The organism is Ectothiorhodospira shaposhnikovii (assembly GCF_047222355.1).
GTDB lineage: Bacteria > Pseudomonadota > Gammaproteobacteria > Ectothiorhodospirales > Ectothiorhodospiraceae > Ectothiorhodospira.
In genome coordinates this window covers 3,002,349-3,016,229 of sequence record NZ_CP178333.1, presented here as the reverse complement: position 1 = coordinate 3,016,229, position 13,881 = coordinate 3,002,349, and the positions used below count along the sequence as shown (strand labels likewise).

Below are 13,881 nucleotides of genomic sequence, written 5' to 3'. Positions count from 1 at the left end.
ATAATGATGGAATGGGAAACGGTCATCGGGCTGGAAATCCACGCCCAGCTGTCCACGAAATCCAAGATCTTTTCCGGCGCTTCCACCGCCTACGGCGCCGAGCCCAACACCCAGGCCTGCGCGGTGGACCTGGGGCTGCCCGGCGTGCTGCCGGTGCTGAACCGGGAAGCGGTGCGCATGGCCGTCAAGTTCGGCCTGGCCATCGGTGCGCCCATTGCGCCCCGCTCGATCTTCGCCCGCAAGAATTACTTCTATCCGGACCTGCCCAAGGGGTATCAGATCTCCCAGTATGAGCTGCCCGTGGTGGGGCGTGGGCAGGTGGAAATCGAGCTGGAAGATGGCGAGACCCGTACCATCGGTGTCACCCGGGCTCACCTGGAAGAAGACGCGGGCAAGAGTCTGCACGAGGATTACCACGGCATGACCGGGGTGGACCTGAACCGTGCCGGCACCCCCTTGCTGGAGATCGTCTCCGAGCCGGACATGCGCTCCGCCCGCGAAGCGGTGGCCTACATGAAGAAGATCCACGCCCTGGTGCGTTATCTGGAGATCTGTGACGGCAACATGCAGGAAGGCTCCTTCCGTTGCGACGCCAATGTGTCCGTGCGCCGCAAGGGTACCGAGAAGTTCGGCACCCGGACCGAGATCAAGAACCTCAACTCCTTCCGGTTCCTGGAGCGGGCCATTCACTTCGAGGTGGAGCGTCAGATCGACATCCTGGAAGGCGGTGGCGCGGTGGTGCAGGAGACCCGCCTGTTCGACCCGGACAAGGGTGAAACCCGCTCCATGCGTTCCAAGGAAGAGGCCAACGACTATCGCTATTTCCCGGATCCCGATCTGTTGCCCCTGGACATCGAGCCCGCCTTCATCGAACAGGTCCGGGGTTCCCTGCCGGAGCTGCCGGACGAGAAGAAGCACCGTTTCATGAACGATCACGGCCTGTCCGCCTATGATGCCGGCGTACTTACCGCCAGCCGGGAAATGGCTGAATACTTCGAACAGGTGGCGGTCGCCGTGGAAGGTCAGGCCAAGCTGGCGGCCAACTGGGTGATGGGGGAACTGACCGGCGCTCTCAACCGGGAAGGCCGGGAGATCACCGACAGCCCCGTCTCCGCCGAGGCCCTGGGGGGACTGCTGCGACGCATCCAGGACAACACCATCTCCGGCAAGATCGCCAAGGAGGTCTTCGAGGCCATGTGGGCCGGTGAAGGCGATGCGGATCAAGTGATCGAGCGCAAGGGGCTCAAGCAGATCACCGATACCGGTGCCATCGAGCAAGTGATCGATCAGGTGATTGCCGACAATCCTTCCCAGCTGGAGCAGTACCGCAGCGGCAAGGACAAGCTGTTCGGCTTCTTCGTCGGTCAGGTGATGAAGCGCACCGGCGGCAAAGCCAACCCCGCGCAGGTGAACGATCTGCTCAAGCAGAAGCTGTCCTGACGCCCCTCCTCCCTCATCCCCCCTTCCCACAGACGGCGCAGCCCGGGTCCTTCCTCACCCGGATGCTGCGCCACTCCATCGCCAGGGCATCCAGCAGCAGCAGCCGCCCCCGCACCGTGGGCAGGCCCAGCAGTAGTTTCAGGGCCTCGGTGGCCTGTAGTGTCCCCATCACCCCCGGCAGGCTGGCCAGGACCCCGTTGCGGCTGCAGGTCTCGGCGGTCTCCTCGCCTTCTCCGTAGAGACAGTGGTAGCAGGGGCTGTCCGCGACCCGGGGCTCGAATACCGACAGCTGCCCCTCCAGCCGGATCACCGCCGCCGATACCAGGGGGGTGCCCGTGGCCACACAGGCCCGGTTGACCGCAAAGCGGGTGGCGAAGTTGTCGGAACAGTCCAGCACCACGTCCACATCGGCCATGGCCTGGGCCAGGGCATCCCCTGTCAGGGCCTGGTCGATGCAGGTCACCCGCACCAGGGGATTGATCCCGGCAATGGATTCCTCGGCCGAGGTCACCTTGGGCCGACCGATGCGGTCGGTACGATGGATGATCTGGCGCTGCAGGTTGGACAGATCCACCCGGTCGAAGTCCACCAGGGTGAGCCGGCCCACGCCGGCGGCGGCCAGGTACAGGGCCACGGGACTGCCCAGCCCCCCCAGGCCGATGATCAGGGCATGGGATTGCCCCAGCCGTTCCTGACCCTCGTAGCCCACCTGGGGCAACAGGATCTGGCGACTGTAGCGCAGCAGAATCGGGTCATCCATGACCGGCGGGTTCCCGGGCGCCGGCGTCCAGGCCATAGGCGGCTGCCTGCTGGTCCGCATGGTAGGAGGAGCGCACCATGGGGCCGCTGGCCACCTGAGAGAAGCCCAGCCCGTAGGCCACCTGGGCCAGACGCTCGAATTCCTCCGGGGTGACGAATCGGCTCACCGGCAGATGGTGCCGGGAAGGTTGCAGGTACTGGCCCAGGGTCAGCATCTCGCAGTCATGGTCCCTAAGGTCCCTGAGCGCGGCTTCCACTTCCGCCGACGTTTCACCCAGCCCCAGCATGAGTCCGGACTTGGTGGGGATGTCCGGGTGTCGGGCCTTGAAGGCCTTGAGCAGGGCCAGGGACCAGGCATAGTCGGCGCCGGGACGGGCCTGCCGATACAGTCGTGGAACGGTCTCCATGTTGTGGTTGAAGACGTCCGGCGGGGCCTGATCCAGGATCTCCAGGGCGATCTCCATACGACCGCGAAAGTCCGGCACCAGGATCTCGATGCGGATCTCGGGGCACAGGGCGCGGGTCTCGCGGATGCAGTCGACGAAATGGGCGGCGCCGCCATCCCGCAGGTCGTCCCGGTCCACCGAAGTGATGACTACGTAGCGCAGGCCCATGGCCCGCACCGTGCGGGCCAGGTTCACGGGTTCTTCCGGATCCAGGGGATTGGGGCGGCCGTGGGCCACGTCGCAAAAAGGACAACGCCGGGTGCAGATGTCACCCATGATGATGAAAGTGGCGGTGCCGTGGCCGAAACATTCCCCCAGATTGGGGCAGGCGGCTTCTTCGCAGACGGTATGCAAGTGACTGTCCCGCAGTACCCGCTTGAGGCGTTGAACTTCCGGGCTGCCCTGGGCCCGGGCGCGAATCCACGGCGGCTTGCGCTGGACTTGCACGGTGGGGGCCACCTTGACCGGGATGCGGGCCACCTTGTCGGCGGCGCGCAGCTTTTCACCCTGAACCGGGCGCTGGGGGGGATGACTCATGGCATATCCTGTAGGGCTGGGATGGGCGTGCGACTGACCAAGGTGCTCAGACCACTTTGATGCCCTTGAGGAAGTCCATGACCTCGCGGATTTCTTCCTCGGCCTCGCTGATGATGTTGATCTTCAAATCGTCGTCGGGTTCGGGGAGTCCCAGCTTTTCGTAGGCGGGTACCTGGTGATAACTCGGCGCATGGGTGTCGTTGCGGTCGTGGGCTCTGCGGTAGAGGTCGGCGACCAGCACCACGTCACAGTAATCCGGGGTGTTGTGGCCGTTGCGTTCCAGGTTGCCGCACTCCCGCACCACCTGACAGATATCGGGACCAAGCCCCCAGTAATTGATCACCAGTTCCCCCACCACCGGATGCAGTCGGGTGAGGATGCTGTCGATCTCGGTTTCCGGGATGTCGCTGTACCGGCGCCCGATATGGTCCAGCAGGGGGACCATGCCGACCTGATAGAGCAGCCCGGCAAGCATGGCATGTTCCGGATCGAAACGCTGACTGTGGCGGGCCAGCACGTAGCTCAGGGCGGAGACGTGCACGCTGCGGTCCCACAGTGTCCGCATGCGCTTTTTCAGGGCGGGTATGTCCGTGCTGAAGACCTGTTTCATGGCGATGCTGATCACCAACTGTCGGGTGACATCAAAACCCAGTCTGACAATGGCATCCCGCACGCTGCTGACCGGGCTTGCACCGCCGTAAAGGGCGCTGTTGGCGGCCTTGACCAGGCCGCCGGTCACGGCCAGGTCCATCTGGATGATCCGCGACAGCCGGTAGGCGTCCGCGTCGGAGGCATTGATCGCGCCCTGAATCTTGACGGCCACTTCGGGCATGGCCGGCAGATCCAGGCGTCCGGTGACGATATGCTGGTAGATCCTGGCGAAAAGGGCGCTCTCGGTGGGGCTGAGAATGGTTTCCTGCACCTCGAAATTGGCATCCCGTTGCTGTTGGCTGAGGGACTCGTACATGTTGCGGTCAATGCACAGGATCTGTGCCGGGGTGGCGCATACGGCAAACTCCCGCAGGTTTTTCGCGCTGAACAGAGGGTGTTGCGCCCGCGGGCTGCCTGCCTCGATCAGTATCGGCTTGTCATTGGCCACGAAGGTGATGCGTCCGGCCAGGACGTAGAGCATCCAGCGGTTCTCTTCCGCGGCCGTGATCCGTGTGCCTGGTTTGAGGGTTCTCACGGTGGCCTTGCTGGCCAGACTGCCTCGGGACTGTTCGCCCAGTTCCTGCAGTGGCTGCAGGCCGGTCAGTGTATCTGCGGAGATGCTGTCAGCCATGGAGTATGTTCCTGAGGGCGGCGATTTCCTGTTCGGTTTCCTTGAGCAATCCCAGGCTCATGTCATCGTCGAGCGGGCCCAGATCCAGTTTCTGGAAGGCGGGAACCTGATCGAGGGGGGGCAATCCCGCGCCGGTGCCGGCATCCCGCCCGCTGAGCAGGCGTGACACGATCACCAGATCGCAGTAGTCGCCGGGATTCGGGTGTTCCCGCTGCCAGTTGCCCGCATGTTCCGCCACGCTCACCAGTTCAGGGTCCATGCCCCAGTAGTTCAGTACCATGACGCCGGTCATGCCGCGCAGCTTGGTGATGGTGTGTTCCAGTTGTTCATCATTGAGATGGATCTCGTGACGGTCCAGGTAGTTCAGGATCGGGATGGTGCCGATCTCGTGCATCAGGCCCGCCAACTGGGCCCGGTCCGGGTCGAAACCCTTGAGGTGTCTGCCCAGCACATAGGCGATCGCGGAGATGTCGACGCTGCGGTCCCACAGTTCGCGCATGTGTTGGCGGGTTTTGGGGGAGCGGGCCTGGAAGGCCTGCCGCATGGCAATGTTGAACGCCAGTTTCTGGGTGGCGTTGAACCCCAAGCGTATGACCGCGTCGCGGATGTTGTTGATGGGCTTGCCGGCCCGGAACAGGGGGCTGTTGGTGGCGTGCATGATGGCGCCCGCCACCACCGGGTCGGTCTGGATCACCTGGGTGATCTCGCTGACCCCCACGTCCGGATCCTGGGCCATGCGCTGGATGCGCATGGCCACTTCGGGCATCGGCGGCAGCTCCAGGCGGCCATTGATGGTGGCCTGGTAGAGATCCCGGAAGATGGAGCTCTGGGTCTCGTCCACGTCCACGTCCACCACCTCGACGCCGGCCGTGCGCTCCCGGCTCAGCAGGGCCGTGAAGACCTGCCGGTTGACGCGCAGGAGAATGCAGTCGGTTTCCGCCACGGCAAACTCCCCCTGGTGACGGTCGGAGAACAGGGGCTGGCAGGCCCGCTCCATCCCGCCGCGCACCTCTTCGGGCACGCCGCGGGACACCAGGCTCAGGCGACCGGACAGCAGGTACACCAGATCCGCCGCGTCATGGCCGGGGCTGAGTTTGTTGCCGGCGCGCAGGACGCCCTTGCGCAGATGGATCCTGAGCTGGTTGCGCCCGGCTTCTGACAGCTCGTTGATGGGGACGAGATCCTCGAAGCGGGGGGCATCGATGCTGGCTGCCATGGTGACGTGATTCCTGATGGCGGATTGGATGCGGACCGGGCCGGTAGCCGCATTCAGCCGGCGGCCGCCAGGGCCTGGTCCAAGTCTGCAAGGATATCATCCACGTGCTCGATGCCAATGGAAAGCCTGACCATGTCCTCGGAAACGCCGGCTTTTTGCAGCTCTTCCGGCGACAGCTGACGATGGGTGGTGGTGGCTGGATGGCAGGCCAGGGTCTTCGTATCGCCGATGTTCACCAGACGCACGGCCAGGTTCAGGGCGTCGATGAAGCGGGCACCGGCCTCGCGGCCGCCCTTGATGCCGAAGGACAGGATGCTGGCGGCGCGGCCGTCCATGTATTTTTGCGCCAGGGCGTGATCGGGATGGTCTTCCAGGCCGGCAAAGCGCACCCAGCTCACGCCGGGGTGCGCCTTGAGGAATCGGGCCACCCGCAAGGCGTTCTCGCAGTGCCGGTCCATGCGCACCGCCAGGGTCTCGATGCCTTGCAGGATCAGGAAGCTGTTGAATGGGGACAGGGCGGCGCCCATGTTGCGCAGGGGGACCACCCGGGCGCGGCCGATATAGGCGGCGGCACCGAAGGCCTCGGTGTAGACCACGCCATGGTAGGACCGGTCCGGCTCGCACAGGCGGATGAAGCGATCCTTGTGTTCCGCCCAGGGGAAATTGCCCGAATCCACGATGGCCCCGGCCACGGTGGTGCCGTGTCCGCCCATGTACTTGGTGAGGGCATGCACCACGATGTCGGCACCGTGCTCGAAGGGGCGGCACAGGTAGGGGGTGGGCACGGTATTGTCCACGATCAGCGGCACGCCGTGGGCGTGGGCCATGTCCGCCAGAGCCCGCAGGTCCGCCACGTTGCCGGCCGGGTTGCCGACGGATTCGCAGAATACCGCCCGGGTGTTGTCGTCCATCAGGGCGCGCATGCCATCAATGTCGCCGGGGGCGGCGAAGCGGACCTCAATGCCGTAGCGGGGCAGGGTATGGGCGAACAAGTTGTAGGTGCCGCCGTAGAGGGTACTGGTGGTGACGATGTTATGTCCCGCCTCGGCGATGGTCATGATGGCATAGGTGACGGCGGCCATGCCCGAGGCCAGGGCCAGGGCGCCCACGCCGCCTTCCAGGGCGGCCAGGCGTTTTTCCAGCACGTCGGTGGTGGGGTTCATGATGCGGGTGTAGATGTTGCCCGCCACCTTCAGGTCGAACAGGTCGGCCCCATGCTGGGTGTCGTCGAAGGCATAGGACGTGGTCTGGTAGATGGGCACCGCCACGGCCTTGGTGGTGGGGTCGGGGCTGAAGCCGGCGTGAATGGCCTGGGTCTCGAATTTCATGGGGGGGTTCCGTAAGTTTTTCGGCGGTCGATGAAAAATCAGGCGTTCGGGTGCTTTTGCGCCCATTCTTCCGGGGTCATGGGGCGAATGGACAGGGCGTGCAGGGCACCGCTGGTGATCTCCCGCCTGACGGTGGCGTTGACCCTCTGTTCCCGCTTGAGGCGGCTGAGTCCGGCGAAGGATTCGCAGATGACCACGGCCTCGAAATGGCCTTCCTGGCCGCTGACGGTGACTTGGGCGTCGGGCAGCCCGGCGGCGATGAGCGCTTGTACCTGTTCTGGGGTCATGATTTGATCAATGGCAATCCGTGGTTCGGGGCTTCTGATCATAACGGATCGGGAGTCGGGAGGTCATGGTGGTCCGCTGCTGTTCAGTGCTTCCCGAGCAGCGCCTTCAACTCCTTGTGCAGTTGTTCCGCCGCCGGCCGGGACTGTTCGAAAATGGTCTCGAAACGGTAGAACTCCAATACCCGCACATTGCTGATCTTTGGGCGGATCAGGATGTCCGGTCGGACCCGCCTGAGCTTTTCTTCCAGGATCGAGAACTGCATGATCTGGAAGGTGTTGAAGCTGTTGTCGAAGTAGGACGGGTTGCCGTTGCCCGCACCGTTGACGCCGCCGTTACCGTTATCGTGGTTCGGCTCCCGCGTGCCCAGCACGTCCACGGCGATGGTGATGTCGCAATCCTCCAGCAACAGATCATAGGGGACGGGGTTGGTGAGACCGCCGTCCACCAGCACCCTGTCGCCCACGGTGACCGGGCTGAACAGCCCGGGCATGGCCATGCTGCCCTGGACGGCGGGCCAGAGATCACCGCTGTCGAACACCGCCATGCGCCGTTCCCAGAAGTCGGTGGCCACCACCTGCAGGGGGATCTGGAGTTCCTCGAAACGACCCACGCCGGCGATATCCTTAAGGAACTTGATGAAGGCGTCCGACTTCATCAGCCCGCCCTTGGCGCCGAAGGGCTCCAGGAACTTGATCCAGCGAGTCCATTCCCGGTTCAGCAGGGACTCGAACCAGGATTCGTCGTGGGCCACGGTGAGGGTGTCGATGGCATCATGGATATCCCGGGACGACAGGCCCGCCGCGTAGAGCGCCCCCATGATGGCGCCGATGCTGGAACCGGCGATGCGGTGCGGGACCACGCCCAGTTCCTCCAGCACTTCGAAGATGAGCACATGGGACAGGCCCCGGGCGCCGCCGCTGCCCAGCGCCAGTCCGACGCGGGGTGTCCGGCCCGCGGCGGCCGGACCGGGCAGACCGGCAAGGGCGGGCACGAGGGTGGCGGCCATCAGGGCCTTGAGGGCGCGACGCCGACCGGGATCGAGGGCGGTCATGGGCGAGGTCTCCTTTTCTGTAGAATGCCGTGTTGATCATACCGTGTCCGGAGGCCGCTGCCGAAGCCGTCGTGCTGCCGGTCGTCGGCCCGATGATTTGCCAAGTCCGTGGAGAGAAGCGTGGCCCTGGAACTGTTGCTGATGCCGCCTGCAAGCCCCCTGCTGCTCGTACTGGCGGGGGTGTTGTTCCGGCGGACGTGGATGGGGCGGACCCTGGTGGTGCTGGGCCTGCTGTTACTTTATCTGGCCTCGCTGCCGATGGTGTCCCATGCGCTCACCGGTGCCCTTGAAGACCGGGCCCGTGCCGTGCAGGCCGCACCGGATGAGGCCGGTGCTGTCGTCATCCTGGCCGGTGGAAGGCGCGCGGATGCCCCGGAATACGGCGGCGACACGGTGAACCACTTTTCCCTGGAGCGGGCCAGGTATGGTGCCTGGGTGCATCGACAGACCGGTCTGCCGATCCTGGTCAGCGGTGGACGGGTGGGGGGGGAAGAACCCCTGAGCGAGGCGGAGCTGATACAGCAGGTGCTCACCGGGGAATGGGGCGTGCCCGTGCGCTGGGTGGAGGATCGAAGCCGTAATACCTGTGAAAACGCCCTGTTCAGTGCCGAACTGCTGCTGGCCGAAGGCATCGGGCATGCCGTCCTTGTCACCCACGCGGTGCATGTGCCCCGGGCGCGCTGGTGCTTCGAGCAGACCGGGTTGACCGTATCCGCCATGCCGACCTATTCCCGCCGCCCGGACCCGCGGTCGACGGAGGGGTTCGACGGACGGGGCCTGATTCCCCAGGCGGCTGCCCTGGAACGCACCCGCTTTGCCCTGCACGAGTATCTGGGCATGGTCTGGTACCGGTTCAGGTATCGCTGAGCCTCGGTTTCAATCGTCCTCACCCGTCGAGAACTCCCCGGACTGCACCGCGCTGACCAGCCGGTGCACCAGATCCCGCCAGGCCACCTGGCGGGTGAAGCCAACCACCTGGATTCGGGGCAGTCCCGACCCCTGGACGATGAAATACCCTCCCATGGGCGCCGGTGCCACCCCGCTCATCTCGCATACATCCCCGCGCAGGCGGCAGGACAGGCCCAGTTGGCGGTAGGAGAAGGACTCGAAGAAGCGCAGGAAGCCGGTGCCCAGCGCCCCACCCACGCCGCCGCCCAGACTCACCAGATTGTCCACCGCCCGTTGGCTGATGCGACGCCGGAAATGACCCTCCAGGGGGGTGTGGAGGGCGGCATCGAAACGGACCGGCTCCCAGTTCACCAGCACCAGGTCATGCACGTGGCCCTGCAGTCGCCCCTCGATCCTGCCGAAGGCAAAGGTGCCGGTGATGGCGGCCAGATCCAGGTGGTTGATGTCCAGGTCGCCGGAGAGCACCGGTGCCACGCCGAACGGGTCCCGCAGGCGCAGGTTGCGCATCATGATCAGGCCGTCGAAGGCATGGATCAGCAGTCGTCCGCCGACGCTCAGTTCGCCCCCCTGGTAGCGCACCCGGGGGATGACCCCGGCCAGGGTGCCGGTGAACAGGGGGCGGTCCACCGCGGCGGCCAGCAGTTCCATGGCAATGGGGGTGATCCGGCCATCGAATTCCATCACCGGGTCATCGGTGGAGAGGGCCTGCGCCTTGAGTGTCTCCACTTCCAGCGCGCCGTCCAGGATCGGAATCCGGGCCGGTTCCAGCAGTCGCAGGCCGTCCTGTTCCAGTTGCAGTCGCAGGCGGGTATTGCCCAGGGGGATGCGATAGACGTGTCCGCCCACAAAGCCCAGGCTGCTGGTGGGTGGGATCTGTGCCGCGCTCCACAGGAAGCGACCGTCCAGGCCGTAGAGGCCCAGGCGTCCCAGTCGGTCGTCCAGGTAGACGTCCACGGCGGTCAGTGCCGCCTGGGACAGCTCGCCCTCCCGGACCTGCAGCCGGGCCGAGACCAGTCCCAGGGTTTCCAGGTCTTCCAGCACCGTGCCGTGGAGAAAGGGTTGGAGAAAGGTTTCGTACAGGACCGGCAGACGCCCTCGGCTCAGGATCAGGTCGGCCTCCCGCAGGGGTGGATCCCGCCGGGTATCCAGATGCAGCCTGCCCACCACCTGCAGGGCCTCCCCCCAGGTCAGATCCAGCTGTTCCACCCGCAGTTCGCCACGTTGCGGTGAGCCGTTGAAAGTCAGTCCCACCCGGCCGGGGGCCTCGGGCGAGGACTCGGCATAGACCGGGTGGATGTAGCTGCCTCCCTCGGACCAGGTCAGATCCAGCCGGCCCCGCCAGCCACCGGCCTGCTGTCGGGCTTCCATGGCCAGGTCCATGGCCAGGTCTTCTCCCGCCAGGGTGCCGTCGGCGGCGCTGAAGGCGCCGGAGCGCCAGGACAGTCGGGATGAAAGATGCCCCAGGCCGTCGTCACCACCGGTGGCCTGCAGGTGGCCGGATAGGACGCCCTGCAGCATAAGGTCGTCCAGGGGAATATCTGGTGCGGGCGAGGACAGGGCCGCGAGCAGACCCGGCAACTCCGCCACGGGCAGGGCCTGCAGGGTTGCCGTCGCCTGCCAGTGTCCCGGACCCAGCAAGAGGCGTACTCGAAGCCCGTCCATCCGTTCCAGTTCAAGGGCCAGATCCAGATCCAGCCGACCGTCCAGGCGCAGGGCCATGCGGCCCGTACCGCTGCCATATCCCAATGCCGGGTGTCGCCATGTGACCTGCAATTGCGGGCAATCCAGGGTGATGTTGTCCAGCCCGCCTCCCCGGCACTGCAGCCGGACCTGCCGCAGTGCCCCCAGGGGTTCCGGGAGCCGGAGTCGTTCCACCTGGAGATCCAGGGTGTCCCGCTGCCCCAGGCTCAGGTCCAGGCTGACGCCTGCCATGGACCAGCCGTCGCCCTGAATGTCCCCGATGCCCAGGCGCAGACCGTCCAGGGCCAGGGCCGGGCCGGCCAGTCCCGCGGCCAGCAGGATCAGGATTGAAAGGAGGAGGCGTCGCAAGGTGTTTGAGAGGTCCGCGAGTCCATGTACCGTACCACCAGACCCAGGTGGTAATCCCCCTCGGGCAGGGGGATCCGGACCCGGTAGCCCGCGCCCGGCGCCTCCGCCATTGCCTCTCCCGCAAGGCTGAACAGGGCTTCCAGGATCAGTTCGCGGCTGCCCGCCGGGGTCATCACCTCCAAACGATCTCCCACCGCAAACTTGTTCTTTACCTCGATCTCCGCCAGCCCGGTGTCGGGATCAAAGCCCAGGATCTCTCCCACGAACAGCTGGCGGGCGGATTCCGAGTGTCCCCGTTCATAATTCTGTGCGGTGCGGTCCTTGTTGCGGGTGAGGAAGCCGTCGGTATAGCCCCGGTTGGCCAGCCCCTCCAGGTGATCCAGCAGTCGCGGATCGAAGTCCCGGCCCGCCGCCGCATCGTCGATGGCACGGCGATACACCTGGGTGGCGCGGGCGGCGTAGTAGTGGGATTTGGTCCGGCCCTCGATCTTCAGCGCGTCCACCCCGATCTCCGTCAGTCGCCGCACATGCTCCACCGCCCGCAGGTCCATGGAATTGAGAATGTAGGTGCCGTGCTCATCCTCCTCCACCGGCATGAGCTGTCCGGGCCGTTCCCCTTCCTCCAGCAGGAATGCCTCGTTCGCCCGTGGATGACGTCCCCCGGCGGCTTCCTCCATCGGCAGCAGGTCGCCGGTGTCATCGGCCCGGGCGGGGTGCAGGCGGTAGCGCCAGCGGCAGGAATTGGTGCAGGCCCCCTGGTTGGCATCCCGGTGATTGAAGTAGCCCGACAGCAGGCAGCGCCCGGAATAGGCGATGCACATGGCCCCGTGCACCATCACTTCCAGTTCCGTGTCCGGGCAGTCCTGACGGATCCTGCTGATCTCCTCCAGGGACAGCTCCCGGGACAGGATCACCCGGGATAGGCCCAGCCCCCGCCAGAAGCGTACCGAGGCCTGGTTCACCGTATTGGCCTGCACCGACAGGTGCACCGGGATCTGCGGCCAGGTTTCACGGACCATCAGGATCAGGCCCGGATCCGACATGATCAGCGCATCCGGTGCCAGGGCCACCACCGGGGTCAGATCCTTGAGGAAGGTCTGCACCTTGGTGGGATGGGCGGCAATATTGGCGGCCAGGAAAAATCGGCGGCCCGCGGCGTGGGTGGCCTCGATCCCGGTCTGCAGTCGTTCCAGGGTGGAAAAGTCGTTGTTGCGCACCCGCAGGGAGTAGCGAGGCAGGCCGGCATACACCGCATCGGCGCCGTAGGCCAGGGCATAGCGCAGGTTCTTCAGGGTGCCGGCGGGGGCGAGGAGTTCGGGGGGGTTCATGGGGGAAATGATACTTCAGTTACGGCCGTGACGTGGACGCGCTCCACGGCAAACCCTTCATCGGCAGGGGGATTCAGCCTTCTCTGATCCCATGGTGTAGAATCCCAGGATTGCACTATGAATCCCCCCAATGAAATTCCCCGAGGAAGGCTTGATGTCCCAGGTGTCCCGCTTGCAGGTTGAAACGGCTCTCAAGGAGATCCAGGATCCCTACATGGACAAGGACCTGATGTCCACCAAGGCCGTCAAGGATATCCAGGTGGATGGTGACAAGGTCGGCATCCGGCTGACCCTGGGCTATGCCGCCGCCGGCTGGCACGATGCGCTGCGCCGGGCGGTGACCGAGCGGGTGGGACGCATCCCGGGCGTCGCCGCAGTGGAGGTGCAGGTGGAGACTCGCATCGTCTCCCATGCGGTACAGAAGAATCTCAAACCCCTTCAGGGGATCAAGAACATCATCGCAGTGGCCTCCGGCAAGGGCGGGGTGGGCAAGTCCACCACCGCCGTCAACCTGGCCCTGGCCCTGGCGGGGGAGGGGGCCAGCGTGGGTATCCTGGATGCCGACATCTACGGCCCCAGCCAGCCCCGCATGCTGGGCATCTCCGGCAAGCCGGAGACCCGCGACGGCAAGACCATGGAGCCGATGGAAAACCACGGCATCCAGGCCATGTCCATCGGTTTTCTCATCGATGAGGATACCCCCATGATCTGGCGTGGCCCCATGGTCACCCAGGCCCTGGAGCAGCTGTTGCGGGACACCAACTGGAAGGCGCTGGATTATCTGGTCATCGACCTGCCGCCGGGCACCGGCGACACTCAGCTTACCCTGGCCCAGAAGATTCCGGTGAGCGGTGCCGTCATCGTCACCACGCCCCAGGACATCGCCCTGCTGGATGCCCGCAAGGGTCTGAAGATGTTCGAGAAGGTGGACGTGCCGGTGCTGGGGGTGGTGGAGAACATGAGCATCCACATCTGTTCCAACTGCGGTCACGAGGAATACATCTTCGGCCAGGGCGGCGGCGAGCGCATGGCCCGGGACTACGGCGTGGAGTTCCTCGGCGCCCTGCCGCTGGATATCCATATCCGTGAGCAGGCCGACGGTGGCCGCCCCACCGTGATTGCCCAGCCCGATAGCCGCATCGCAGAGATCTACCGGGAGATCGCCCGCCGCACCGCCGCGCGCCTAGCCGCCCAGGCCCGGGACTACAGCGCCAAGTTCCCCAACATCGTCATCCAGTAAAGGCAGGT

At 65.4% G+C, this 13,881-nt stretch carries 12 protein-coding genes; 3 read left to right on the top strand and 9 right to left on the bottom strand.

Annotated features, from left to right (window positions below):
- The first annotated feature begins 6 nt into the window (after positions 1-6).
- Entirely contained in the window at positions 7-1,440 is a 1,434-nt protein-coding gene (gene gatB, locus ACLF6L_RS13820) for an Asp-tRNA(Asn)/Glu-tRNA(Gln) amidotransferase subunit GatB (protein ID WP_412852793.1), read from the top strand.
- Positions 1,441-1,453: 13 nt separating this feature from the next.
- On the opposite strand, the gene ACLF6L_RS13815 is transcribed toward gatB, so the two are convergent.
- The 7 genes from ACLF6L_RS13815 to ACLF6L_RS13785 form a co-directional block, all read right to left on the bottom strand.
- A complete protein-coding gene (locus ACLF6L_RS13815; protein WP_238616318.1) occupies positions 1,454-2,200 on the bottom strand; it encodes a HesA/MoeB/ThiF family protein in 747 nt (248 codons plus the stop codon).
- Positions 2,193-3,182: a lipoyl synthase gene (gene lipA / locus ACLF6L_RS13810; RefSeq protein ID WP_238616317.1), complete on the bottom strand. Its 990-nt coding sequence runs from the start codon at positions 3,180-3,182 to the stop codon at positions 2,193-2,195. Before lipA ends, ACLF6L_RS13815 begins: the two co-directional genes overlap by 8 nt.
- 46 nt (positions 3,183-3,228) lie before the next feature.
- Positions 3,229-4,464 carry an HDOD domain-containing protein gene (locus ACLF6L_RS13805; protein ID WP_238616316.1) on the bottom strand — a complete coding sequence of 412 codons (1,236 nt, stop codon included), beginning with the start codon at positions 4,462-4,464 and terminating at the stop codon, positions 3,229-3,231.
- A complete protein-coding gene (locus ACLF6L_RS13800; RefSeq protein WP_412851904.1) occupies positions 4,457-5,680 on the bottom strand; it encodes an HDOD domain-containing protein in 1,224 nt (407 codons plus the stop codon). Before ACLF6L_RS13800 ends, ACLF6L_RS13805 begins: the two co-directional genes overlap by 8 nt.
- 53 nt (positions 5,681-5,733) lie before the next feature.
- A complete protein-coding gene (locus ACLF6L_RS13795; protein WP_238616314.1) occupies positions 5,734-7,008 on the bottom strand; it encodes a bifunctional O-acetylhomoserine aminocarboxypropyltransferase/cysteine synthase in 1,275 nt (424 codons plus the stop codon).
- Between the two features lie 38 nt (positions 7,009-7,046).
- A complete protein-coding gene (locus tag ACLF6L_RS13790) occupies positions 7,047-7,295 on the bottom strand; it encodes a BolA family protein (RefSeq protein ID WP_040405667.1) in 249 nt (82 codons plus the stop codon).
- Between the two features lie 83 nt (positions 7,296-7,378).
- The gene (locus ACLF6L_RS13785) at positions 7,379-8,347 is read right to left on the bottom strand and encodes a patatin-like phospholipase family protein (RefSeq protein ID WP_238616313.1); all 969 of its coding nucleotides are present in this window, start codon (positions 8,345-8,347) and stop codon (positions 7,379-7,381) included.
- 120 nt (positions 8,348-8,467) lie between these two features.
- On the opposite strand from ACLF6L_RS13785, the gene ACLF6L_RS13780 reads away from it, so the two are divergent.
- The gene (locus tag ACLF6L_RS13780) at positions 8,468-9,214 is read left to right on the top strand and encodes a YdcF family protein (RefSeq protein WP_412851903.1); all 747 of its coding nucleotides are present in this window, start codon (positions 8,468-8,470) and stop codon (positions 9,212-9,214) included.
- 9 nt (positions 9,215-9,223) lie between these two features.
- Here ACLF6L_RS13780 and ACLF6L_RS13775 read toward each other — a convergent pair whose 3' ends face one another.
- Positions 9,224-11,305 carry a hypothetical protein gene (locus tag ACLF6L_RS13775; protein ID WP_412851902.1) on the bottom strand — a complete coding sequence of 694 codons (2,082 nt, stop codon included), beginning with the start codon at positions 11,303-11,305 and terminating at the stop codon, positions 9,224-9,226.
- Positions 11,278-12,633, bottom strand: a complete 1,356-nt coding sequence (gene yegQ / locus ACLF6L_RS13770; protein ID WP_412851901.1) for a tRNA 5-hydroxyuridine modification protein YegQ — start codon at positions 12,631-12,633, stop codon at positions 11,278-11,280. The genes ACLF6L_RS13775 and yegQ overlap by 28 nt, the downstream gene beginning before the upstream one ends.
- Before the next feature lie 154 nt (positions 12,634-12,787).
- Between yegQ and apbC the strand changes: the two genes are divergently transcribed.
- Positions 12,788-13,873, top strand: a complete 1,086-nt coding sequence (gene apbC, locus ACLF6L_RS13765) for an iron-sulfur cluster carrier protein ApbC (RefSeq protein ID WP_238616308.1) — start codon at positions 12,788-12,790, stop codon at positions 13,871-13,873.
- Positions 13,874-13,881: the final 8 nt, after the last annotated feature.

Excerpts from the sequence above, each read along its gene's own strand:
- gatB (WP_412852793.1), top strand. The coding sequence starts at position 7 with ATGGAATGGGAAACGGTCATCGGGCTGGAAATCCACGCCCAGCTGTCC.
- ACLF6L_RS13790 (WP_040405667.1), bottom strand. The coding sequence starts at position 7,295 with ATGACCCCAGAACAGGTACAAGCGCTCATCGCCGCCGGGCTGCCCGAC.
- yegQ (WP_412851901.1), bottom strand. The coding sequence starts at position 12,633 with ATGAACCCCCCCGAACTCCTCGCCCCCGCCGGCACCCTGAAGAACCTG.
- lipA (WP_238616317.1), bottom strand. The coding sequence starts at position 3,182 with ATGAGTCATCCCCCCCAGCGCCCGGTTCAGGGTGAAAAGCTGCGCGCC.
- apbC (WP_238616308.1), top strand. The coding sequence starts at position 12,788 with ATGTCCCAGGTGTCCCGCTTGCAGGTTGAAACGGCTCTCAAGGAGATC.
- ACLF6L_RS13815 (WP_238616318.1), bottom strand. The coding sequence starts at position 2,200 with ATGGATGACCCGATTCTGCTGCGCTACAGTCGCCAGATCCTGTTGCCC.
- ACLF6L_RS13805 (WP_238616316.1), bottom strand. The coding sequence starts at position 4,464 with ATGGCTGACAGCATCTCCGCAGATACACTGACCGGCCTGCAGCCACTG.
- ACLF6L_RS13795 (WP_238616314.1), bottom strand. The coding sequence starts at position 7,008 with ATGAAATTCGAGACCCAGGCCATTCACGCCGGCTTCAGCCCCGACCCC.
- ACLF6L_RS13785 (WP_238616313.1), bottom strand. The coding sequence starts at position 8,347 with ATGACCGCCCTCGATCCCGGTCGGCGTCGCGCCCTCAAGGCCCTGATG.
- ACLF6L_RS13800 (WP_412851904.1), bottom strand. The coding sequence starts at position 5,680 with ATGGCAGCCAGCATCGATGCCCCCCGCTTCGAGGATCTCGTCCCCATC.